General features: G+C 59.7%; 23 protein-coding genes. 13 read left to right on the forward strand and 10 right to left on the reverse strand.

The window, feature by feature from the left end; all coding sequences use genetic code 11:
• Positions 1-39: 39 nt before the first annotated feature.
• From HWW83_RS10815 to HWW83_RS10840, 6 genes are all read right to left on the reverse strand, one after another.
• The gene (locus HWW83_RS10815) at positions 40-1,002 is read right to left on the reverse strand and encodes a sugar-binding transcriptional regulator (RefSeq protein WP_004936575.1); all 963 of its coding nucleotides are present in this window, start codon (positions 1,000-1,002) and stop codon (positions 40-42) included.
• A gap of 95 nt (positions 1,003-1,097) precedes the next feature.
• Positions 1,098-1,754 carry a dihydroxyacetone kinase subunit DhaL gene (gene dhaL, locus HWW83_RS10820; protein ID WP_176589287.1) on the reverse strand — a complete coding sequence of 219 codons (657 nt, stop codon included), beginning with the start codon at positions 1,752-1,754 and terminating at the stop codon, positions 1,098-1,100.
• 3 nt (positions 1,755-1,757) lie between these two features.
• Positions 1,758-2,759, reverse strand: a complete 1,002-nt coding sequence (locus HWW83_RS10825; RefSeq protein ID WP_060660386.1) for a dihydroxyacetone kinase subunit DhaK — start codon at positions 2,757-2,759, stop codon at positions 1,758-1,760.
• Positions 2,760-2,788: 29 nt separating this feature from the next.
• Complete coding sequence (locus tag HWW83_RS10830) at positions 2,789-3,559, reverse strand: SDR family oxidoreductase (RefSeq protein WP_176589288.1); 771 nt, start codon at positions 3,557-3,559, stop codon at positions 2,789-2,791.
• Between the two features lie 35 nt (positions 3,560-3,594).
• On the reverse strand, positions 3,595-4,863 hold the full coding sequence (locus HWW83_RS10835; protein ID WP_033643986.1) for an MFS transporter: 1,269 nt from the start codon (positions 4,861-4,863) through the stop codon (positions 3,595-3,597).
• 66 nt (positions 4,864-4,929) lie between these two features.
• Positions 4,930-6,042, reverse strand: a complete 1,113-nt coding sequence (locus HWW83_RS10840; protein WP_033643987.1) for an MDR/zinc-dependent alcohol dehydrogenase-like family protein — start codon at positions 6,040-6,042, stop codon at positions 4,930-4,932.
• Between the two features lie 318 nt (positions 6,043-6,360).
• Here HWW83_RS10840 and rpiB point away from each other — a divergent pair, with 318 nt between their 5' ends.
• The 3 genes from rpiB (at position 6,361) to tkt (ending at position 9,976) form a co-directional block, all read left to right on the forward strand.
• On the forward strand, positions 6,361-6,819 hold the full coding sequence (rpiB, locus tag HWW83_RS10845; protein WP_033643988.1) for a ribose 5-phosphate isomerase B: 459 nt from the start codon (positions 6,361-6,363) through the stop codon (positions 6,817-6,819).
• Between the two features lie 193 nt (positions 6,820-7,012).
• Positions 7,013-7,963, forward strand: coding sequence for a transaldolase (tal, locus tag HWW83_RS10850; RefSeq protein WP_016926754.1), 951 nt, complete (start codon positions 7,013-7,015; stop codon positions 7,961-7,963).
• Positions 7,964-7,981: 18 nt separating this feature from the next.
• A complete protein-coding gene (gene tkt, locus HWW83_RS10855; RefSeq protein ID WP_176589289.1) occupies positions 7,982-9,976 on the forward strand; it encodes a transketolase in 1,995 nt (664 codons plus the stop codon).
• Between the two features lie 50 nt (positions 9,977-10,026).
• Here the strand turns inward: tkt and nudK are convergent, their stop codons facing one another.
• The gene (gene nudK / locus HWW83_RS10860; protein ID WP_033643990.1) at positions 10,027-10,602 is read right to left on the reverse strand and encodes a GDP-mannose pyrophosphatase NudK; all 576 of its coding nucleotides are present in this window, start codon (positions 10,600-10,602) and stop codon (positions 10,027-10,029) included.
• A gap of 387 nt (positions 10,603-10,989) precedes the next feature.
• Here nudK and narQ point away from each other — a divergent pair, with 387 nt between their 5' ends.
• Entirely contained in the window at positions 10,990-12,666 is a 1,677-nt protein-coding gene (narQ, locus tag HWW83_RS10865; protein WP_176589290.1) for a nitrate/nitrite two-component system sensor histidine kinase NarQ, read from the forward strand.
• 160 nt (positions 12,667-12,826) lie between these two features.
• The gene (locus tag HWW83_RS10870; RefSeq protein WP_033643992.1) at positions 12,827-13,459 is read left to right on the forward strand and encodes a response regulator; all 633 of its coding nucleotides are present in this window, start codon (positions 12,827-12,829) and stop codon (positions 13,457-13,459) included.
• 31 nt (positions 13,460-13,490) lie between these two features.
• Here the strand turns inward: HWW83_RS10870 and HWW83_RS10875 are convergent, their stop codons facing one another.
• Entirely contained in the window at positions 13,491-13,769 is a 279-nt protein-coding gene (locus HWW83_RS10875) for a winged helix-turn-helix domain-containing protein (protein ID WP_004941750.1), read from the reverse strand.
• A 291-nt stretch (positions 13,770-14,060) separates the two neighbouring features.
• Here HWW83_RS10875 and acrD point away from each other — a divergent pair, with 291 nt between their 5' ends.
• A complete protein-coding gene (gene acrD, locus HWW83_RS10880; RefSeq protein WP_176589291.1) occupies positions 14,061-17,195 on the forward strand; it encodes a multidrug efflux RND transporter permease AcrD in 3,135 nt (1,044 codons plus the stop codon).
• Positions 17,196-17,319: 124 nt separating this feature from the next.
• Here acrD and ypfM read toward each other — a convergent pair whose 3' ends face one another.
• Entirely contained in the window at positions 17,320-17,379 is a 60-nt protein-coding gene (gene ypfM, locus HWW83_RS10885) for a protein YpfM (protein ID WP_100396732.1), read from the reverse strand.
• Positions 17,380-17,595: 216 nt separating this feature from the next.
• On the opposite strand from ypfM, the gene HWW83_RS10890 reads away from it, so the two are divergent.
• The 7 genes from HWW83_RS10890 to HWW83_RS10920 all read left to right on the forward strand — a co-directional run bounded on the left by HWW83_RS10890 (position 17,596) and on the right by HWW83_RS10920 (position 22,423).
• Complete coding sequence (locus HWW83_RS10890) at positions 17,596-18,075, forward strand: tetratricopeptide repeat protein (protein ID WP_033643994.1); 480 nt, start codon at positions 17,596-17,598, stop codon at positions 18,073-18,075.
• A 9-nt stretch (positions 18,076-18,084) separates the two neighbouring features.
• The gene (locus HWW83_RS10895; protein ID WP_033643995.1) at positions 18,085-18,516 is read left to right on the forward strand and encodes a GNAT family N-acetyltransferase; all 432 of its coding nucleotides are present in this window, start codon (positions 18,085-18,087) and stop codon (positions 18,514-18,516) included.
• Positions 18,517-19,245: 729 nt separating this feature from the next.
• Entirely contained in the window at positions 19,246-19,797 is a 552-nt protein-coding gene (locus HWW83_RS10900; protein ID WP_123061883.1) for a LuxR C-terminal-related transcriptional regulator, read from the forward strand.
• A gap of 256 nt (positions 19,798-20,053) precedes the next feature.
• Positions 20,054-20,440: an ArsC family reductase gene (locus tag HWW83_RS10905; RefSeq protein ID WP_176589292.1), complete on the forward strand. Its 387-nt coding sequence runs from the start codon at positions 20,054-20,056 to the stop codon at positions 20,438-20,440.
• On the forward strand, positions 20,437-21,564 hold the full coding sequence (gene dapE, locus HWW83_RS10910; RefSeq protein WP_176589293.1) for a succinyl-diaminopimelate desuccinylase: 1,128 nt from the start codon (positions 20,437-20,439) through the stop codon (positions 21,562-21,564). The genes HWW83_RS10905 and dapE overlap by 4 nt, the downstream gene beginning before the upstream one ends.
• Positions 21,561-22,235 (forward strand): M15 family metallopeptidase, encoded by a 675-nt coding sequence (locus HWW83_RS10915; protein ID WP_033643999.1) that lies wholly within the window; start codon positions 21,561-21,563, stop codon positions 22,233-22,235. Before dapE ends, HWW83_RS10915 begins: the two co-directional genes overlap by 4 nt.
• Before the next feature lie 2 nt (positions 22,236-22,237).
• Complete coding sequence (locus HWW83_RS10920) at positions 22,238-22,423, forward strand: YpfN family protein (protein ID WP_004941720.1); 186 nt, start codon at positions 22,238-22,240, stop codon at positions 22,421-22,423.
• 30 nt (positions 22,424-22,453) lie between these two features.
• Here HWW83_RS10920 and ypfH read toward each other — a convergent pair whose 3' ends face one another.
• Positions 22,454-23,143, reverse strand: a complete 690-nt coding sequence (gene ypfH, locus HWW83_RS10925; protein ID WP_042785172.1) for an esterase — start codon at positions 23,141-23,143, stop codon at positions 22,454-22,456.
• Between the last annotated feature and the right edge of the window lie 65 nt (positions 23,144-23,208).

Raw genomic sequence — 23,208 nt, forward strand, 5'->3', positions numbered from 1 at the left:
GGGTTCAGCCTGGCGCTGAACCCTTTTTTGCGGGTGCCGCTATTGCGACATGTTGAGGATAGTGCGCACATTGAGCGCGCTGGTGGCGATAATGTCGATGGCGCCGGTGCGCAACGCGCCCAAAATCGCCAGCGCTTTGGTATTCTCGGAGGCAATGGCGATCACGCACGGAATTTTGCGCAGCTCATCAATGCTCAGCCCAATCACACGGTCATTCATCACCGTATCGACATGCTGCCCCTGGGCATTGAAAAAGTCATAGCCGGCGATGTCGCCGATCACGCCCTGATTAAGGCTGGCGTCGATAATCTCGTGCGGCGTAAACCACCCCAATTTCACCATATAACTGTTTTCATTCATGTCGCCAATGCCGACTAACGCCACATCGGCCTTACGCGCGCGATCCAACGTTTCCTTGATCGTGCCGTTCTGCATGAAGGCGTCTTTCAACGCGCGATTTTCGACGTAGGCCGGCGCATAGAGCGTCTCGCTGCTGCCGCCGAACTTCTTCGCCAGACGCCGGCTGATATGGTCGGCGTTGATCGCATCGCCCGGACGGTGGGTGCCGCCGATGCCGCAGATGAACTTGCAGTTGCGCTCCGTCACGCTGCCGACGTGATCGGCGATCGCCGCCACGTTGCGTCCCTGCCCGACCGCCAACACCATATCGTCTTTCAGCGACATCGCCAGGTAGTTGGACACCAGCGCCGCCACCTGCCGACGCTGTTCCTCTTCGTCCTGATGATCGAGCGCGATCAGCGCGCGGCTGATGGGAAAACGTTCCATCATCTGCTGTTCCAGCCGGGTGCTGAACACCGGGTGATAACGCACGTTGATCTCGACGATGCCTTCTTCCTTGGCGCGCTTGAGCAAACGACCGACTTTGATCCGTGAGATGCCGAACTTTTTGGCGATCTCTTCCTGCGTGATCTCATCCTGATAATAAGCAACGGCGATTTCGGTCAGCAGTTCGTTATCCTGGGACACAGTTTGTTTTTCCATCCGTTAGACGTTTCCCCACGGCAGGCCGGTTAATCATGGCGGAGGGACGATACACGCCCCTCCGACAATGCTGAATGCCCGCTAGTATAACGCGTTCAGGCGGCAACGGTATTCAGTCGTTGCTCCACCTCGTCCGCCAATCGGGTCAAGAGCAGGCAGCAAGATACCGCGCCGGCGTCCAGTACGCCGCGCGAACGCTCGCCCAGACGGCTGGCGCGGCCGATTTTCGCCACCAGCTCGCGCGTGGAATCGCGCCCGCGCACTGCGGCGATCCTCATCTGTTCCAGCGCAGCGGCGAAGTCGTCACCGCGCCCCGCCGCCTGCTCAAACGCCGCTACCGCCGGTATCAGCGTATCCATCAGACACTTGTCCCCCACGCCCGCGCTGCTGATGTCCTGCAGTTCGCGCAAACCGCTGTGCAACATCGCCAAAAATGCCTGCTTATCCAGCACGCTGCGCTCGCGCACGCTCTCCGCCATGCCCATGAACAGACTGCCGTACAGCGGCCCCATCGAACCGCCGATGCCCTCCATCAGCGCATCGGAAACCGCATCGAACGCCTGCGCCAACGTGAGCTCGCGGCCGCGAATGGCATCGCCGCACATCGCGAATCCCTTCGACATGTTAATGCCGTGGTCGCCGTCGCCGATGGCGCCGTCGATTTCGCTCAGGTATTCGCGGTTGCTGACAATGGTTTCTATCAGCCCCGTAACGATCTCACTGCCGTACCGGGTTGAAATTTGTTCCGTCATGATTCACTCCACCTGGGTTAAGCCTAAAGATTGCGCCGGCATGTCCAGCAGCGTTTTCAGTTCGTCATCCAGCGTCATCAGCGTCAGCGTCACGCCCATCATTTCCAGCGACGTGAAGTAATTGCCGACGTAGCGCCGATGCACCCGCACGCCTTTCGCCGTCAACCGACGCTCTATTTCGGCATAATAGATATACAGCTCCATCACCGGCGTGGCGCCAAGCCCGGAGATCAGCAACGCCACCTCATGCCCCTGTTCCAGCGGCATGTCGTTGAGCACGAAATCGAGCATGGTGCCGGCCATCGCCGACGCCGACTGGATCGGCGACACCTCAATGCCCGGTTCGCCGTGATGGCCAATGCCGATCTCCATCTTGCCGTCTTCGATATGAAAATTGGGTTTGCCGACCGCGGGAATGGTGCAGGAACTGAGGCCGACGCCGATCGAACGACACCGGTCGATGGCTTTTTGCGCCGCGCCGATCACGCCGTCCAGATCGTATCCCTTGGCCGCCGCCGCCGCGCCGACCTTCCACATCAGAATTTCTCCGGCCACGCCGCGCCGTTTATCGATCTCACTGGCCGGCGCCGAGGCGACGTCATCGTTGGCCACCACGGTTTTCACCCGTATGCCGGCCGCCGTGGCCTTCTTGATCGCCATCTTGACGTTCATGTTGTCGCCGGCGTAGTTGCCGTACAGGCAAGCGACGCCCGCACCGCTGTCCGCCGCCTTGAACGCGTCGAGAAAAGCCCCCGCCGTAGGCGATGAAAAAATCTCGCCAATCGCGACGGCATCCAGCATGTTTTTGCCGACATACCCCAGGAACGCCGGCTCATGGCCGGAACCGCCGCCGGTGACGATGCCCACTTTGCCGGCGATCGGCGCCGGCGGATATTTCAACACCCGCGCATTGTCGGTGGCGGCGTAATAGTCCGGGTGGGCCAGCCTATAGCCCTGAATGGCGTCTTCCACTACGTGATCGGGATCGTTAATGATTCTGTTCATCGCGGCCTCTCTGTCGCCTGAATAAGAAATTATTGAATGGTGTAACCGCCGTCGACCACCAGGTTGGCGCCGGTGATCATCGCCGCCGCGTCGCCGGCCAAAAACAGGGCGCTGGCGGCGATATCTTGCGGCTCGGCGAAGCGCCGCAGCGGGATTTTCTGCTTCATCTGCTCAGCCACCTCGCCAGACCAGGCCTTACGGCCCAGCTCCGTCAAAACGACGGTGGGTGAAATGGCGTTGACCCGCACGTTGTGCGGCCCCCACTCCAGCGCCAGCACCTGGGTCAACCCGATAACGCCCGCTTTGCTGGCGCAATAGGCCAGGTGATTCGGCAATGCCACCACCCCGGCCTGCGAGGCGAGATTGATGATGCTGCCGCCGCGCTGGCGAATGAAACGGCGACCCACCGCCTGGCAGGTGAGAAACACGCCTTTCAGATTGACCGCCAGGGTTGCATCCCACGCCGCTTCCGGCAGTTCCTCAGCGGGATGCAGCGCGACGATGCCGGCGCTGTTGACCAGCACGTCCAGCTGCCCGAAATGCGCCTCACTCTGCGCCACCGCCCGCTCCACCGACGCGGCATCGGTGACGTCGGCCACGACGCCCACCGCCGCCTCGGCGTCCAGCTGTCGCGCCACTTCAGCAACCTGCGGCGCACGATCGAGCAGCGCCACGCGCGCGCCGTTTTGCAGATAGCGTTCGGCGATAGCGAGGCCGATCCCCGCAGCGCCGCCGGTAATCAGCGCCACCTTGCCCTGCAGCGAGAGCTCGCGCGGCGCCGTAGTTTGATGATTAATCATATATTTCCCCTTAAAACTGTGAACTTCACCCTCGGTCAGGATATTTTCGCCAAACTCGCGCCGCGTTCTTCCTGCGCCATCGCGCTTTCTTTCGGCAGCGTGACAAATTTCATCAGCACGCCGCTGAACAGGTACAAACCGGTAAAGATCCAGATCACGCCAACGGTGCCGAGGCTGCCGATAAACAGCCCCACCACCGCCGGGCCGACAAAGGTGCTCAGGCCGGCGCCCAGATTGAGAATCGACATCGCCGCGCCCTTATTGTCCGGCGCCAGCGACGGCATGATGGCCGACAGCGGCACGAACGCCGCCAGGCAGGCGCCGAACAAACCGGCGGCGCAAACGGTCAGCAGGTAATTGGCGCCGAAGAATTGCGGCACGTAGTAGAACATCAGCGTGGTCAAGGCGCAGCCGACGCAGCCGAACCACATCACCACATTGCGCCAGCCGAGCCCGTCGCTGATCACGCCGAAAATCAGGTTGAAAATGATGTTGACCGTCCACAGCGCGGCGTACATCTGCAGCCAATGCGTGCGGGTGAATCCCATATCCATCATGTACATGGGCATGAATACGACGAAGCCGTATGCCGCAGAGGTATTAATGGTGCGCACGATGCCGCCCAGGCCGATCTTCGGGTTTTCAAACGCGATGGTGATGCCTTTCAAGACGTAACCCAGCGACGCTTTTTCCCGGTTGCCGCTCTGTGCCGCGCCGTCGTCGCGATTGAGCATCAGCGCAATCACCGCGCCCAGCACGACGAAAATCAGCGCGCTCCACAGCGTGTGGATCTCGCCGAGATAAGGCAGCATGATGCTGGAATACAGCACGCCCAGCACGCTGAGCCCGCCGCTGTAGACGAACCAGAAAATCCCCACCGCCGACCCCAGCCTTTCCGGCGGCGCCTCATACGCCACCCACACCAGAAAGCCGTAGGCGAACAACGGATAACCCAAGCCGCGCAGCGCATAGGTCGGCACCATGATCGCCAGGTTGTTGCTCGGCAGGCCGAACGTCAAAAAGCACACCGAACCGAACAGAAACAGCAGCAGGCCGGCCAACATCACCCGCCGGGCGGTAAAGATTTCCGCCAGCACGCCGGAAAACCAGGCGGCGATCGCGGCCGCAAAGCCATAAACGCTGAACAGCAGCGCCGATTCCTGAATGCTCAGCCCCTTGCCGATCAAATAAGGCGACAGCCATCCTTGTTCCAGCCCTTCGCCCATCATGAACACCAACACGCCGGCATAGCCCAGCAGCAGTTTCGGTGACAGACCAATGCGATGAATCAGTCCATGCAACATAGAACACCCCAGCACATGTGATTATGGAGGCGCAGGCTCGCCCGCACCCGAAGAACGATGCAGGTTTCAGAGGTTTGGATTAAGCACCACTTTGATTGAACCGATGCCGCGCTTCATCAGCTCGAAGCCCTCGGCGAACTGTTCCAGCGGCAGCGTATGCGTCACCACGCCTTCGGTCGGCAGATCGCCATTGGCGATGCCTTCGATCACCAGCGGGTAGCAGTAAGGGCCGAGGTGCGAACCGAGCACGTCCAGCTCCTTGCGGTCGCTGATGATGCTCCAGTCGACGGTCACCGGATCCTTGAACACGGAAAATTCCACGAAGGTGCCGAGTTTGCGGATCAGCGTCAGGCCCTGTTCCACGGACTTTTGGGCGCCGGTCGCCTCGATGTAGATGTCGCAGCCGTAGCCGTCGGTCATCGCTTTAACCGCCGCGGGCACGTCGTCACGGGTCGGGTTCAGCGTCACATCCGCGCCGAAGCGCTTCGCCAGCGCCAGACGCTCGTCGGACAGATCCAGCACCACCAGCTTCGAGGGCCCGGACTTTTTGATCGCCCCGATCATGCCCAGCCCCAGGGTGCCGGCGCCGGCCAGCACCACGACATCGCCCAGTTTGATATTGGCGCGTTGCACCGCATGGAAGGAGCAAGCATAGGGTTCGATCAGAATGGCTTTTTCGATCGGCAGATCGGCCGGTACGTGATAGTTAATCGCCTCTTTGGTGAACTTCATGTACTCGGCCATGCCGCCATTGACGTTTTTCTGGAAACCGTACAGGTCATGCTTTTCGCACATCCAATACTGGCCGCGGTTGCAGAAGCGGCATTGCCAACAGGGAACGATCTGTTCTGATATCACCCGATCGCCGAGATTGAAGCCCTCGACGCCTTCGCCGTATCCCACCACGTGGCCGATAAACTCATGACCGGGGATCATCGGCGCCTTGATGTATGCCGGTTGTTTTTCATCGCCCCAGAAGCTGGGCGCCCCTTCGAACGCTTTAACATCGCCGGCGCAGATGCCGCAGGCCTCGATCTTCACCAGGATCTCTTTCGGGCCGATCTTCGGTACCGGCACCTGTTCCAGGCGGTAATCTTTCGGGGCGTACGCCACAACCGCCTTCATGATCTCGGGGATACCGTCCGCCATTTTCGCCTCTGTCATGCAGGTCTGACACATAGCACTCTCCTCTGGTAGGGTGACTCTTTATGATCAATAACACAAATAAAGAACAAATGAACACTAACGTCACGCGTTCAATTTGCCCACAGAGAACTTGCCAAACTGTGATATCGCTCAAAAACCCGTCTACATGAGGATAAATAACGATTAAAACCTCTTTTTTAGTGACGAATGTCACCTTTTAAAGGGAGGAACAGAAAAATCAGGCAAAAAACAAAAGAACACCAATTGAACATTTGATTAAACAGGAATACGGTAATGAACGTGGCGCCACCGAGGATCGCCGCCCTTTTCGTTACCAATCAGGAGACCGCTATGCTGCCTATCGCCATCGGCGCCGACGATGCCGCCATTGAACTGAAGGATCTGATCGTCGCCCACCTGCAACGACGGGACATTCCCGTCATTGACTACACGACGGATCGCACCGCAGAAACGGGGATCTATCCCGATATCGCCTATCGCGTCGCGCAGGCGATACGGGAGGAAAAACATCGGCGGGGGATCCTGCTGTGCGGCACCGGCATCGGTATGAGCATCGTGGCCAATAAAGTGCCCGGCATTCGCGCGGCGCAATGTCACGATACCTACTCCGCCCAACGGGCGCGCAAAAGCAATGATGCGCAGATCATCACGCTGGGCGCGCGGGTCATCGGCGCCGAACTGGCGAAAACCATCGTCGATGCCTGGCTGGAATCGGAGTTTGAAGGGGGAGGTTCGGCGCCGAAAGTCGAGCGGATCGGCTATTACGAAAACGCGGTCGGTCGGCGTTAAACCGCCTGCAGTCTCGATGGCGGTCGCGCGCAAGCCGCGCTCCGCCTGGGTTTATTCGTCATTCATTGTTATTATCCATCGCAACAATCAGAAAAAGCGCATTTTCATTCTCGATCCGATGATGCAGTGTGTTCCCCCTATGATGAAAAAGGTTCTCATTTCCCTACGTTGAGCTTGGTCAAGGAGCTTATCAATGAATCAATTAGACGCACTCAAGCAGCTGACCACGGTGGTCGCCGACAGCGGCGATATCGAATCCATCCGCCAGTTCGAACCCCAGGACGCCACCACCAACCCTTCGCTGATCCTGAAAGCCGCCGCGCTGCCGCAGTACAAAGCGCTGATCACCGAAGCGCTGGAGTATGCCCGCCGCCAGGGCGGCAGCAAGGAAACCCAGCTGATCAACGCCAGCGATAAACTGGCAGTCAACATCGGCGTCGAGATCCTCAAAAGCGTGCCGGGCCGCATCTCCACCGAAGTGGACGCCCGCCTGTCGTTCGACCGCGGCATGTGCGTCGCCAAAGCGCGCAAACTGATCGGCATGTATCAGGAACAGGGCATCGACAAATCGCGCATCCTGATCAAGCTGGCTTCCACCTGGGAAGGCATCAAAGCCGCCGAAGAGCTGGAAAAAGAAGGCATCAACACCAACCTGACGCTGCTGTTCTCCTTCGCTCAGGCCCGCGCCTGCGCCGAAGCCGGCGTGTATCTGATCTCGCCGTTCGTCGGCCGCATCTATGACTGGTACCAGGCTAAACAGCCTGCCGCCGACTACGACGCCGATCAGGATCCGGGCGTGAAATCGGTGCGCACCATCTATGAATACTACAAGCGTCATCGTTACCAGACGGTGATCATGGGCGCCAGCTTCCGCAAAGTTGAGCAGATCCTGGCGCTGGCCGGCTGCGATCGCCTGACCATCGCGCCGAACCTGCTGGAGCAGCTGAAAAACAGCGAGCAGCCGGTCGAACGCAAGCTGACCCCTTCGACCGAGGGCTTCCACCAACCTGCCCCGCTGGCCGAAGCGGAGTTCCGCTGGCTGCACAATCAGGACGCCATGGCGGTGGAAAAACTCGCCGAAGGCATCCGCCTGTTCGCCGTCGACCAGCAGAAGCTGGAAGACATGTTGGCCGCTCAACTGTAATCGCACTGGAGTTTCGTTATGTCTTCTCGTAAAGAGCTTGCCAACGCCATCCGCGCACTCAGCATGGACGCCGTACAAAAAGCAAATTCCGGCCACCCGGGGGCCCCTATGGGCATGGCGGACATCGCCGAAGTCCTGTGGCGCGACTACCTCAACCACAACCCGACTAACCCGCACTGGGCTGACCGCGACCGTTTCGTGCTCTCCAACGGCCACGGCTCCATGTTGATTTACAGCCTCCTGCACCTCACCGGCTACGACCTGCCGATGCGCGAGCTGGAAAACTTCCGTCAGCTCCATTCCAAAACCCCGGGCCACCCGGAGTACGGTTACACCCCGGGCGTTGAGACCACCACCGGCCCGCTGGGCCAGGGCATCGCCAACGCCGTCGGCTTCGCCATTGCCGAACGCACCCTGGCGGCGCAGTTCAACCGCCCTGGTCACGACATCGTCGACCACCACACCTACGCCTTCATGGGCGACGGCTGCATGATGGAAGGCATCTCGCACGAAGTCTGCTCCCTGGCCGGCACCCTCAAGCTCGGCAAGCTGACCGTCTTCTACGATGACAACGGCATCTCCATCGACGGCCACGTCGACGGCTGGTTCACCGACGACACCGCCCTGCGTTTCGAAGCCTACGGCTGGCACGTGGTGCGCAACGTCGACGGCCACAACCCGGACGCCATCAAGGCCGCGATTGAAGCAGCCCGCAAGGTGACCGACAAGCCATCGCTGCTGATGTGCAAGACCGTTATCGGCTTCGGCTCGCCGAACAAGGCCGGCACCCATGACGTGCACGGCGCCGCGCTGGGCGCCGCCGAAGTGGCCGCCACCCGCGAAGCGCTGGGCTGGAAATACGCCGCCTTTGAAATTCCGCAGGACATCTACGCCCAGTGGGACGCCAAGGAAGCCGGTCAGGCCAAAGAAGCGGCCTGGAACGACAAGTTCGCCGCCTACGCCAGGGCCTTCCCGGAACTGGCCGCCGAGTTCAAGCGCCGCATGAACGGCGAGCTGCCGGCGGACTGGAAAGCGGACGCCAAGGCGTTCGTGGAAAAACTGCAGGCCAACCCGGCCAACATCGCCAGCCGCAAGGCGTCGCAGAACGCGCTGGAAGCGTTCGGCAAGGTGCTGCCGGAGTTCCTGGGCGGCTCCGCCGACCTGGCGCCGAGCAACCTGACCATGTGGTCCGGTTCGAAAGCGCTGAACGTTGACCCGGCGGGCAACTACATTCATTACGGCGTGCGCGAGTTCGGCATGACCGCCATCACCAACGGCATCGCGCTGCACGGCGGCTTCCTGCCGTACTCGGCGACCTTCCTGATGTTCGTGGAATACGCCCGCAACGCGGTGCGCATGGCGGCGCTGATGAAGCTGCGCAACGTGTTCGTCTACACCCACGACTCCATCGGTCTGGGCGAAGACGGCCCGACCCACCAGCCGGTGGAGCAGCTGGCGAGCCTGCGTGTGACCCCGAACATGAGCACCTGGCGTCCGTGTGACCAGGTGGAATCGGCGGTGGCGTGGCAGTACGGCATCGAGCGCAACGACGGCCCGACCACGCTGGTGTTCTCGCGCCAGAACCTGACCCAGCAGCCGCGCACCGCAGAGCAGCTGGCGAACGTGTACCGCGGCGGCTACGTGCTGAAAGACTGCGCGGGCACGCCGGACGTTATCCTGATTGCCACCGGCTCCGAAGTGGGCATCACGGTGGAGGCGGCGGACAAACTGACCGCGGCGGGCCGCAAGGTGCGCGTGGTGTCGATGCCGTCGACCGACGCGTTCGACAAGCAGGATGCGGCGTACCGCGAGTCGGTGCTGCCGGCGGCGGTAACGGCGCGCGTGGCGGTGGAAGCGGGTATCGCGGACTACTGGTACAAGTACGTGGGCCTGAACGGCGCTATCGTGGGCATGACCACCTTCGGTGAGTCGGCGCCGGCGGAGCAGCTGTTCGCCGAGTTCGGCTTCACCGTGGACAACGTGGTGGCCAAGGCGCAGGCGCTGCTGAAGTAAGCCGCCGGGCGCAAGCCGATAAAAAAGCCGGTCATCATGACCGGCTTTTTTTATTCCATCACCCGATGAATCTGCAAATACTGCAGTAGCATGATGGTTTTGCCGTCTTTAATCCGGCCATCGGCGATCATCGCCACCGCGTCGCGAAACGGCAGTTCGATCACCTCAATATCTTCATCTTCAATGCCGCCGCCGGCCGCGCGCCGCTCATCGTCATGGTATTCGGCGATAAAGAAGTGCACGATCTCGGTCACGCCGCCCGGCGACATGTAGGCTTCGAAGATTTTCTTCACCTCGCTGACCTGAAAACCGGTCTCCTCCACCGCTTCGCGGCGCGCGCACTGCTCCGGAGAGTCGGCGTCCAGCAAGCCGGCGCAGGCCTCGAGCAGCATGCCGCTCTCGTTGCCGTTGACGTAGGTCGGCATGCGGAACTGGTTGGTCAGCACCACCGTGCCCTTGGCGCGGTTATACAGCAAAATGGTGGCGCCGTTGCCGCGATCGTAGACCTCGCGCACCTGTTGCACCGAACCGCCGTTTTTGCGTTTCAGATCGAACGTGTACTTGTGCAGCACATACCAGTTGTCCGACAGCAGCTCTTTCTTCACATTCTCAATTTTCGACGACATAACCCTTTTCCCTTGCGTGACAACGTGAAGATCATACCGCGATTAGGCCGCGCCGCGGCAGACGATTTGCAACAAAAATCACACCGCGCCCCGCCGGACAAGCCGGGACTTAACATTGCTTAAAATAATGAAAAATAAGTCGCGCTCAGGCGCATGAGATTGCATAAAACCCAGTGCGATTCGCCCCCCAAAGACAAATCGTCAGAGGAAACCGGCCCGCCGCTGAAAATCGACGGGCGTTTCGCTATTCATTTGATTACACAACCACAATTGTTCCCGTTTTGTTGACAACTTGATACAAATCGCGGTGCATTTTAGTTGCAAAAGTTATAGTTTTGCTTTCGAATGAAACTGGCGACGCGCCCTACCTGAGAGAAGGATCCTTGATTGCTTGTTAAACGTTCCGTGACCGGCAGCCTGGCCAAAGCGCTGTTCGGCATCGTGATACTGTCGGTGCTCGCCACCGGGTTGGCGTTGACCACCGTCGCCGGCAGCCAGAGCGATGCCGAAGCGATCAATATCGCCGGTTCGCTGCGCATGCAAAGCTACCGGTTGGCCTTCGATCTCGACCAGCAGAGCCCAGAACTGGAGCTGCACCTGCAGCAATACCGGCAGTCATTGCAGGCGCCGGCGCTGCAAAAACTGGCGCGCTTCTACGTACCGGCCGAGGTGCGCAACCATTATCTGGCGCTGCAACAGGCGTGGCAAACGATGGAGCGGCAGATCCGCAACGGGCAGGCGATCGCCTATCGGGCGGAGGTCGCCGGTCATGTCAATCGCGTTGACCATTTCGTGTCTGCCCTGCAGCGCTATTCCGAACTGAAACTGACCCTGGTGGCCGCCGTCAGCGTGCTGGGTTACGCCGCCATCATCGGTCTGGTGCTGTTTTGCATTCGTTTCATGCGCCGCCAGGTGGTCACCCCGCTGCAGCATCTGGTCGACGCCAGCCAGCGCGTGCAACAAGGGGATTTTCGCCACCCGCAGTTGGACGTGACGTTGCCGAACGAGCTCGGCGTGCTGTCGCAAACCTTCAGCGCCATGTCGGACGAACTGGCCCGGCTCTATCAGTCGCTGGAGCTGAAGGTACAGGAAAAAACCCAACGTCTGCAGCAGGCCAATGAAACGCTTGAGGTGCTGTATCGCTGCTCGCAGGCACTGAGCGTGCGCCAGCTCGATCAGCAGGCGTTCGAAAATGTGCTGCGCATCGTGCGCCAAAGCGAACGGCTGCGCTGCATCCAACTGCACGTAGCGGACGGCCAAGGCCAGTGGCGGCTGAGCGAAGGGGAAGCGGCGCCGACGCAGGCCTGGAACGCGCTGCCGATCACCCAGGGCGACAAGCCGCTGGGCGAGTTGCGCTGGCAGCCCGAGGCGCACCCGCCGCATCCTCACCTGATGCAGAGCCTGGCCAATATGTTGGGCCGCGGCGTTTACTTCAACCGGGCACAAAAGCAGCACCAATATCTGCTGTTGATGGAAGAGCGTGCGACCATCGCCCGCGAGCTGCACGATTCGCTGGCGCAGACGCTGTCGTTCCTGCGCATCCAGCTGACGCTGCTGCGGCGCAGCGCCGCCGATCCGGCGGCGCAGACCATTATCGACGATTTCGATCGCACGCTGGCCGATGCCTATCGCCAACTGAGAGAGCTGCTGGCCACCTTCCGCCTCAACATTCAGGAGGCGGATCTGAACGCCGCGCTGGAGCAGCTGTTGCAGCCATTAAAAGCGCTAACCCCCGCGCGGATTCAGTTACACTGTCGGCTGTCTTCGCAGGCGCTCAACGCCCAGCAGCAGGTGCACGCGTTGCAGATCGTGCGCGAGGCGGTGCTCAATGCCGTCAAGCACGCTGGGGCAGACGAGATTACGGTGTGTTGCGAGGTCAACGCCGCAGGCGACAACGTTTTCAGCATTACCGACGACGGTTGCGGCATCGCCAGTCTGGAGGAACCGGAAGGGCATTATGGTTTGACCATCATGAGCGAACGCGCGGCGCGATTGGGAGGAACGCTGCACATTCAGCGCAGAAGCGGCGGCGGCACGGCGGTTTGCCTGACATTCTCGCCCTGACCTTGCGCTGTTCATTCTGCGTTACGGTTGCCGCCGGGCGGAAGGCCGTCCGGGGAGGTTTACGGCGCTGATTGCCGCTATTTTTGAAGAGACAGTCCCACTGTGAAGCACGCCGCAGGGCGCGTTTGAGTGGCTTTACTTGCTACAGGGAGCATATTTCATGGTGATGAAGCAATACCGAGTCATGATCGTTGACGATCATCCGTTGATGCGGCGCGGCATCAAACAACTGCTGGGACTGGATGCGCGATTTAGCGTGGTGGCGGAGGCCGGCAACGGCAGCGAGGCGGTTGCGCTGGCGCTGCAGCACGCCCCGGACGTGATCTTGTTGGATCTGAACATGAAGGGCATGTCCGGGCTGGACACGCTGCGGGCCCTGCGCGACGAAGGCGTGGACGCGCGCATCATCGTGCTGACGGTCTCCGACGCGCGCAGCGATCTGTATGCGCTGATCGACGCCGGCGCCGACGGCTACCTGCTGAAAGACAGCGAGCCGGAACTGCTGCTGGAGCACATCGGCGCCGCCGCCGAGGGGCAGAACGTGATCAGCGACGCCATGGCCGACTATTTGCTGGCGCGCAGCGAGCAGCGCGATCCCTTTGCCGCCTTGACCGAACGTGAGCTGGATGTCTTGCAAGAGGTGGCGCGCGGCCTGTCCAACAAACAGGTAGCGGCGCAGCTGCATATCTCTGAAGAAACCGTGAAGGTGCACATCCGCAACATACTGCGCAAATTGGACGTGCGTTCTCGCGTGGCGGCGACGGTGATGTACCTGGAGCATAAAAGCCAATGAACGTCAGCCCCGGCCGCTGCGCCGGGGCAGCTTACTCGATGGCGCTGAGCAGCGCCTGATGGTGCTGGTGCACCCAGCTCTTGTTGAACGGCCCCCAGCTTTCCAGCTGATAAAAACCGTCGTTGTTGCGCACGCCCTGCTGCACGAACTGCAGCTCGACGCCCATGCCGGGCAGCGCCTTCAGCACATCCTGCAACGTGCGGCGCGGCCAACCGGTCAGCGCCATCAACCGCGGCACATTGGGCCGCTCACTGTGGCTGATCAGCCAGCACAAATAAAGCCGACGGGCAAATACCGGGTTAATTCCCATGCCAAGCTCCTGCTGTAAGGTGAGTCCTGTTTATTTCCGGTTCCGTGCGCGCAAAAAGGCGCGCAAGGCCTTCGACAGTCATAAAAATGTCTTAATCGCGTCTCGTTGTCGGCAAACAAGCGCCAACGCCGTTTTACGCTACCGTTATTTACACTATCTCCTTTTTTTCTCCACGCTTTCCTCGGCTTTCCCGAGTACAGTGCAATAGCGCCGGGATCCCTCCCTGCCGCTGAAATGCATAATTCTGATGCGTTTTAAAGATAGAACAAGTCATAACGAGGTTCGCGCTGCATGGCCAATTTTTTTATTGATCGCCCGATTTTCGCCTGGGTGCAGGCAATAATTCTTTGCCTGACCGGGGCGTTGGCGATTTTTTCTTTACCGGTAGAACAATACCCGAATTTGGCGCCGCCGAACGTGCGCATCAGCGCAACTTATCCAGGCGCTTCGGCGCAAACGCTGGAAAACACCGTCACGCAGATCATTGAACAGAATATGACCGGCCTCGACAACATGATGTATATGTCGTCGCAGAGCACCAATACCGGCCAGGCGACCGTCACGCTGACGTTCGAAGCCGGCACCGACCCCAACGAAGCGATGCAGCAGGTGCAAAACCAGCTGCAGGCGGCGATCAAACGTCTGCCGCAGGCGGTGCAGAATCAGGGGGTCACGGTCTCGAAATCCGGCGATACCACGCTGATGATGGTGGCGTTCGTCTCCACCGACAACAGCATGGACAAGCAGGACATCGCCGATTACATCGTCTCCAACCTGCAGGATCCGCTCAGCCGCATCAACGGCGTCGGCAGCATGGACGTCTACGGCTCGCAGTACGCCATGCGCATCTGGCTCGATCCCAACAAGCTCAACAGCTATCAGCTCACGACCCAGGACGTGGTCAAAGCCATTCAGTCGCAGAACGCCCAGGTGGCGGTCGGCCAGTTGGGCGGCACGCCGTCGGTCGATAAACAGGCGCTGAACGCCACCATCAACGCCCAGTCGCAGCTCCAGACGCCGGAGCAGTTCCGCCAGATCACCCTGCGGGTCAATCAGGACGGTTCGCTGGTGACGCTGGGCAACGTCGCCACCGTTGAGTTGGGCGGCGAGAACTACAACTACCTCAGCCGCTACAACGGCATGCAGGCCGCCGGCATGAACATCAAGCTGGCTTCCGGCGCCAACGAACTGCAGACCGACCAGTTGGTGAAGGACAAAATCGCCGAGCTGTCGCAATACTTCCCGCACGGGCTGGAAGCCAAAGTGGCCTATGAAACCACCCCGTTCGTCAAAGCCTCGATCAAGGACGTGGTGAAAACGCTGCTGGAGGCCATCCTGCTGGTGTTCCTGGTCATGTACCTGTTCCTGCAGAACTTCCGCGCCACCCTGATCCCCACCATCGCCGTGCCGGTGGTGCTGATGGGCACTTTCGCCATCCTCTCCGCCTGCGGCTTCAGCATCAACACCCTCACCATGTTCGCCATGGTGCTGGCGATCGGCCTGCTGGTGGACGACGCTATCGTGGTAGTGGAGAACGTCGAGCGCGTGATGAGCGAGGAAGGCTTGCCGCCGCGAGAGGCCACGCGCAAATCCATGGGGCAGATCCAGAGCGCGCTGGTCGGCATCGCTCTTGTGCTGTCGGCGGTGTTCGTGCCGATGGCGTTCTTCGGCGGCACCACCGGCGCCATCTATCGCCAGTTCTCCATCACCATCGTCTCCGCCATGGTGCTGTCGGTGCTGGTGGCGATGATCCTGACTCCGGCCCTGTGCGCGACGCTGCTTAAACCGATCGCCAAGGGGCATCATCACGGCAAGCGCGGCTTCTTCGGCTGGTTCAACCGCATGTTCAACCGCAATGCCGATCGCTATGAGCGCGGCGTGGGGCGCATCCTGCACGCCAGCGGCCGCTATATGGTGATTTATCTGCTGCTGCTCGGCGGCATGGCGCTGCTGTTCATCAAGCTGCCGACCTCGTTCCTGCCGCAGGAAGACCGCGGCATCTTCACCGTACAGGTGCAGCTGCCGGCGGGATCGACCCTGCAGCAAACGTCCAAAGTGGTGGAGAAGGTCGAGCAGTACTTCCTCACCGAAGAGAAACAGGACGTGTTGTCGGTGTTCGCCATCATCGGCTCCGGGCCGGGGGGCAACGGCCAAAACGTGGCGCGCCTGTTTGTCCGGCTGAAAGACTGGGACCTGCGCGCCTCGGGCGCCAACAGCTCATTCGACATCATCGATCGCGCGACTCAGGCATTCAGCAAGATTAACGAAGCCCGGGTGATCGCCAGCAGTCCGCCGGCGATCACCGGCCTCGGCAACTCCTCCGGCTTCGATATGGAGTTGGAAGACCACGCTGGCCTCGGCCACGCCAAGCTGATGGCGGCGCGCGATCAATTGCTGCAGCTCGCCGGGCAAAATCCACTGCTGTCGCGCGTGCGCCACAACGGCCTGGACGACAGCCCGCAGTTGCAAATCGATATCGATCAACGCAAGGCTCAGGCGCTGGGCGTGTCGATCGACGACATCAACAGCACGCTCTCTACCGCCTGGGGCTCGACCTACGTCAATGACTTCGTCGATCGCGGCCGGGTGAAAAAAGTCTACGTGCAGGCTGCGGCGCCGTTCCGCATGCTGCCGGATGACATCAACAAATGGTATGTGCGCAACAGCACGGGCGGCATGGTGCCGTTCTCGGCCTTCGCCAGCTCGCACTGGGAGTATGGTTCGCCACGGCTGGAACGCTATAACGGCAGCTCGGCGCTGGAGATCGTCGGCGAAGCGGCCAACGGCGTCAGCACCGGCACCGCCATGGCGGAAATGGAGAAACTGGTCAGCCAGCTGCCGACCGGCTTCGGTCTGGAATGGACGGCGATGTCCTATCAGGAACGGCTGTCCGGCTCGCAGGCGCCAGCGCTGTACGCCATCTCGCTGCTGGTGGTGTTCCTGTGTCTGGCGGCGTTGTACGAGAGCTGGTCAATTCCGTTCTCGGTGATGCTGGTGGTGCCGCTGGGGGTGATCGGCGCGGTCGCCGCCACCTGGCTGCGCGGCCTGGAGAACGACGTTTATTTCCAGGTCGGCCTGCTGACCATCATTGGGCTGTCGGCGAAAAACGCCATTCTGATCGTCGAGTTCGCCAATGAGCTGAACCAGAAGGGGCAGGATCTGATGTCGGCGACGCTCGACGCGTCGCGCATGCGCCTGCGGCCGATCCTGATGACCTCGCTGGCGTTCATCTTCGGCGTGCTGCCGATGGCCACCAGCAGCGGCGCCGGTTCCGGCAGCCAGCATGCGGTCGGCACCGGGGTGATGGGCGGCATGATCTCCGCCACCCTGCTGGCGATCTTCTTCGTGCCGCTGTTCTTCGTGCTGGTTCGCCGCCGCTTCCCCGGTAAAGCGCATCCTGCCGCCACACCGCCCGCCGAAGAGTGATCGGCGGCGCATAAAAAAAGCAGCGTCGGATGACCGATGCTGCTTTTTCGAACGAATATCTCGTTCCCACGGTGTTTCAGTAATTTTCCAATGACTCAACCTTGCCATCGGCTTCATCGCTGTGTCAGTTGCCCAACATCTCATCAATGAAGTCTTTCCAGTTTCCTAATTCACGATCAACCATAATACTTTACAACCTCAATCATTTGACGAAGCGGATTCTACGCCTGTTTTTTGACCATGTGAAGGGAAACGGGAACGATGCCGGGCCCGGAAACCGGGGTTAGCGCACATTTTCGTATTTATCTGATCAATGTTCAGTGCGGCTATTCCCTTGTGATATCAATTTCTCCACGATAGCGTGTAAAAGGTATAACAATACGCCAATGGAGCGCCGATCATGTCCACCTCTTTGTCTGTCTCACAGTTGAAAGCGCAAGGTCATTATCAGGAAGCCACTGCGCTGGCGTTGCGGCAACTGGCGGCAGAGCCGGAAGCGGCGATGCTGCATTTTCAGCTGGCCTGCCTGTACGACGTTCAGGGTTTGGAGCGACAGGCGATTCCCTGCTACCTCGCGGCGTTGGATCGCGATTTGCCGCCCGCCCAGCGCCGTGAAGCCTGGCTGGGCCTCGGCAGCACTTACCGCGCCCTCGGGAAATACCCGGCTTCGCTGCGCGCTTTCGACGATGGCCTGGCTGAGTTCCCGCAGGCCAACGAGCTGATGCTGTTTCGCGCCATGACGCTGTACAACCTGGGTGAAGGTAAACGGGCCGTGGCCGATCTGTTGTTGTTGCTGGCGGAAACCTCGTCAGACCCCGACATCCGCGGCTATCAGCGCGCCATTCGGCACTATGCCGCCGATCTCAATCATATTGATTAGAGGAAAACGATGGAAATCATCACCGATATGAACCGCCGCGCCATCGACTGGCGGCGGCTGTGTGAATTGCTGCAGGCCGCCGGGCTGGGCGAACGCGATCCGCATACGCTGCAACGCGTTTATCAACACAGCCAGTTTTGCTATTGGGGGTTTATCGGCGATGAGCTGATCGCCACCGCGCATGCCATCAGCGATTTGACTTCGGTCGCTTACCTGGCCGACGTGGCGATCGATCCGCGCTTTCAGGGGCAGGGATTGGGGCGCCGGTTGATGGACCGGGTAATGCAAGATCTGGCGCCGCTCGGCAAGGTTTTCATCTATTCGGTGCCGGAAAAACTGGCTTTCTATGAAAAGTACGGTTTTCACGATTTGACCACCGGCATGGTGTTCGCAGAGGGGGATGCTCTGTGGCGTTTGCAACTGGGGGGCTACGTGCGTTAATCGCGCATTACAACGTTCGGCTGATAAAAATAGGGCGGCAGATGCCCCGCAGAATTGCTGCCGCTGTCAGGATCTTTCACCACGGCCGACGATTGTCGTAGCCGATATATTCATCGTTAACGCGATCCAACCCGTCCACAAGACAAGACGCTATTTCCGACGTGATCTTATCGGAAATTTCGATCCGGCATTCTTTCATGCCGTTCCCCCGTATAAATCCTCCCCACTTGCACAACGCACGCAGCTTAAAACATCGCATTTTTTTGATTAAGATTTATCTTTGCCATTAATTTGGCGCGCGCCATGAGATTGTCCCAGCACACTCTTTGAACTGCGCTAAAAATAAGCAACACCCCTCGCTAAAAAGCAAGAAATATCTTAATTATTAATTCATTAACATTCCCTCCCTCACAGAAACGATCGATATTAACGATCGAATATTTTATTTTGATAGCCATTTTCTATGTTAATTCCTTTTAATAACCGGAGTATTAATAGAGGATTTCTATTCTATTCCTCTTTCTTCACTGGGCAGCTCGATTAAAAACCAAATTTACTCTTTATAAATCATGCTAGTATATGGGGCTTTCCTGATTGTCCACCGCAGGATAGCGTTCTTTCCCTGCGGCGCCCAATAAGTTCAATGTGAAATTATTTAGATTGTTTCTTTTTTTATGTTTTAAGATATCAATCCTCACCGGGAAATAGAAATTAAGGGATTATAATAAAATGAAAATTGATATTTTCAGCGCGTGTGCCTATACCGCTATCGGCATCCGGCAACTCATCAATCAAACCTGGGCGGAGAAACGCGCGCCGGCCGGCTTTAGCCGCAAAAGGGTCTGCTTTATCGATGTCACCATCGCCAATTTTGAAGCGCGCTACCGCGATGAATATGCCAACCCCAATACCTACAAAATAGTCATTATCACCGACTGCCTGCATGACATGGTGATTGTCGACAATAAAACCATTATATTATCAAACCTTATATCATTGAGCCGCTTCAGCCACCTGATCGGCGACTTATATAAGCGCTACAGCCACTATACCGAGCCGCCGCAACTCTCTCAGCGCGAGTCGCATTTTCTCTCGGAATGGTCGACGGGAAAATCGCTGGCCGACATCAGCAATGCCATGAATATCAGAAATAAAACCGCCAATCATTACAAGTCGCGAATAATGAAAAAACTCGGCGCCAGCCGGATAAAACCGCTCTTGCATATTACCCGCGTACGGTGTTTGACCGATCGTTTAAACATAAGGATCAATAAAGAGTAGCTCTCTCTCCGCCAGCTCTGCATTGGCGGCAAAACGCTTTCGCCGGCGCCTTTTCACCAGCACGGTCGGCGAAGGCAGCCGTTCAACCACGTTGCCGACCTCTTATCCCTGGCGCGCAATCGCACCTCACACGCATCGTTGTCTGGATCTCGCCGCCGCTTTACTGGCATTATCTCTGCTATCGCCGGGCGGCTAGCGGGCCAAAGATCGCCCACGCCGCTCAGTATCGACTCGACGAGACAGGTAGCTTTACGCCATGGCAAACAAACCGCAACAGACAACGCTGACGATGTACGGCATCAAAAACTGCGACACCATCAAAAAAGCCCGCCGCTGGCTGGAAGATCAGGGCGTGGCCTATCATTTTCACGACTATCGCGCCGACGGCCTGGACGAACAACGGCTGCGCGGTTTCGTCGCGCAACTGGGGTGGGAGCCGCTGCTCAATACCCGCGGCACCACCTGGCGCAAGCTGGATGAAGCGCAGCGCAACGCCTGCGATAACGCCGACGCCGCCATCGCGCTGATGCTGGCGCAGCCGGCGATCATCAAACGCCCGTTGCTGGACGCCGGCAACGGGCGCGCCCTGTTCGGTTTCAACGCCGACGCTTACCAGCAATTTATCGCCGAGGTCGCCGTATGACTTGCCCGGTTATCGAACTGGCTCAGCAACTGATCAAACGCCCTTCCCTCAGCCCAAATGATGAAGGCTGCCAGCAGCTGATGATCGATCGCCTGCAGGCGATCGGTTTCACCGTCGAAGCAATGGACTTCGAAGACACCCAAAACTTCTGGGCCTGGCGCGGCGAAGGGCAAACCCTGGCGTTTGCCGGGCACACCGACGTAGTGCCGACCGGCGATGAAAAGCGCTGGGACAACCCGCCGTTTGAACCGGCGATCCGCGACGGCATGCTGTACGGCCGCGGCGCGGCGGACATGAAAGGGTCATTGGCCGCGATGGTGGTGGCGGCGGAACGCTTTGTCGCCGCCAACCCGAATCACCGGGGCCGCCTTGCTTTTCTGATCACTTCGGATGAAGAGGCCAGCGCCACTCACGGCACGGTTAAAGTGGTTGAAGCGCTGATGGCGCGCAACGAACGGCTGGATTACTGCCTGGTCGGCGAGCCGTCCAGCACCGAGCGCGTCGGCGACGTGGTGAAAAACGGCCGTCGCGGCTCCATCACCGCCAACCTGCATATCCACGGCGTACAGGGGCACGTCGCCTATCCGCATTTGGCGGACAACCCGGTGCACCGCGCCATGCCGGCGCTGAATGAACTGGTGGCGATCGAATGGGATCGCGGCAACGAGTTCTTCCCGCCGACCAGCATGCAGATCGCCAACGTGCAGGCCGGCACCGGCAGCAATAACGTGATCCCAGGCGATTTCTACGTGCAGTTCAACTTCCGTTTCAGCACCGAACTGACCGACGCGATGATCAAGCAGCGCGTGGAAGAGCTGCTGGAACGCCATAAGTTGAATTACAGCATCGAGTGGCGTCTGTCCGGCCAGCCGTTCCTCACCTCGCGTGGCGCGCTGGTGGATGCGGTGGTCAACGCCGTCGAGCACTATTCTGAATTGACGCCGCAGCTGTTGACCACCGGCGGCACCTCCGACGGCCGCTTCATCGCGCAGATGGGTGCACAGGTGGTGGAGCTGGGGCCGGTCAACGCCACCATCCACAAGGTCAACGAATGCGTCAACGCCGCGGATCTGCAGCTGCTGAGCCGCATGTATCAACGCATCATGGAGCAATTGATCGCATGATCAACGCAGAAATGCTCACCGGCCGCTCGACCGAGCACCTGGCGCCGCTGAGCGGCAACCATCGGCTGCAGCCGGAAGCCGTCAACGCGTTTCTGGCGATGCAGCAGGCGGCGCGTGCGGCGGGATTCGATCTCCAGCCCGCCAGCACCTTCCGCGATTTTGACCGGCAGTTGGCCATCTGGAATGGCAAATTCTGCGGCCAGCGGCCAGTATTAGATAAGGACAGTCAACCGATCGACGTCGCGCCGCTGTCCGCCGCCGAGCGCTGTGAGGCGATCCTGCGCTGGTCGGCTCTGCCGGGCGCCAGCCGCCACCACTGGGGCAGCGATCTGGACGTGTACGATCCGTCGCTGTTGCCGGAAGGGCAAAAGCTGCAGCTGGAACCGTGGGAATATGAGGAAGGCGGCTACTTTGCGCCCCTTAACCAGTGGCTGACGGCGCATATGGCCGAATTCGGTTTCTACCGCCCCTTCACCGAAGACTGCGGCGGCGTAGCGGTGGAGCCGTGGCATCTGAGCTACCGGCCGCTGGCGCAAGAAGCCGAACACTTGCTGACGCCGGCGCTGTTGCTGGCGGCCTGGCAAGACAAGGAGGTCGCCGGTGCCGAATGGCTCGAACGCCATCTGCCATCGATTTTTTCGCGTTTTATACGCAGTAAAGGAAAGGAGTAGCTATGCAATGGTTAGCTGATTACTGGTGGATTATCCTGCTGGTTCTGGTGGGGATGGTCGTCAGCGGCATCAAGGAACTGCGCCGCGTTGACGTCAAAAGCTATCTGGCCAACAAGCCGGAGATACCGCCGCACCGCGACAACAACGCCCAGTGGGATGACGAAGACGACTGGCCGAAGAAGAAGTGATATCAGGGCGCTCATCGGCGCCCTGAATTTTTAGCGGAAGGCGATCAGCTCGCCGCGCTTGCCGGACAAGGCTTCGTCCCAGTAGCGCTGCGGCACATAGTAATGCAACCTTTCCAGCGCGGCGTTCATCATGCCCTGGTTGATCGCATGCCCAACGTCCTGTTCCACGTCCAGCGTGAAATCGGCGCCGTTGGTCCGCAACGCCTCCGCCGCCGCGTGAGCATGCTGCACCGCGATCACCGCGTCCTCTTCGCCGTGGATCAAATGCACCACGCTGTCGCCGAACGCCTGCTCAGGCAACTGGGCGAAACGCCCGCTGAACGCGACCACTCGCCCGGCGAGGCGGGTTTCCGCCTTCAACGCCTCCAGCGCCATGATCGCTCCCTGCGAGAACCCCACCAGGGCAGTGCCGGCATAGCCAACGCCGCTCAGCTGCTGCCAATGGCGCACCACGGCCACAAACTGCGGCATTACGTCTGCGATGCGGGCCACGCGGTTCTCTTCGGTCACGTCCTGCACCGAAAACCACTGGCGGCCGGCGCCGTTGCCAAACGCTGCGGGGCCACCGATGCTTACCACCTGCGCCTGGGGAAACTCTTTGGCGAAGTAACTGCCGATCTCCCCCATCGCCACCGGGTTGTCGCCGACACCGTGAAACAGCAAGATCAGCTGCGCCGCCGGGGTCGCCGGGCTTTGGACAACGAAATGCTCATGTTTCATCGATGACTCCTTAATAGTAACCAAACCTGACGCAGCGACTGTCGTCGCCACACCGCTGACAGCCA

It is taken from the genome of Serratia ureilytica (assembly GCF_013375155.1).
GTDB classification, from domain to species: Bacteria; Pseudomonadota; Gammaproteobacteria; order Enterobacterales; family Enterobacteriaceae; genus Serratia; species Serratia ureilytica.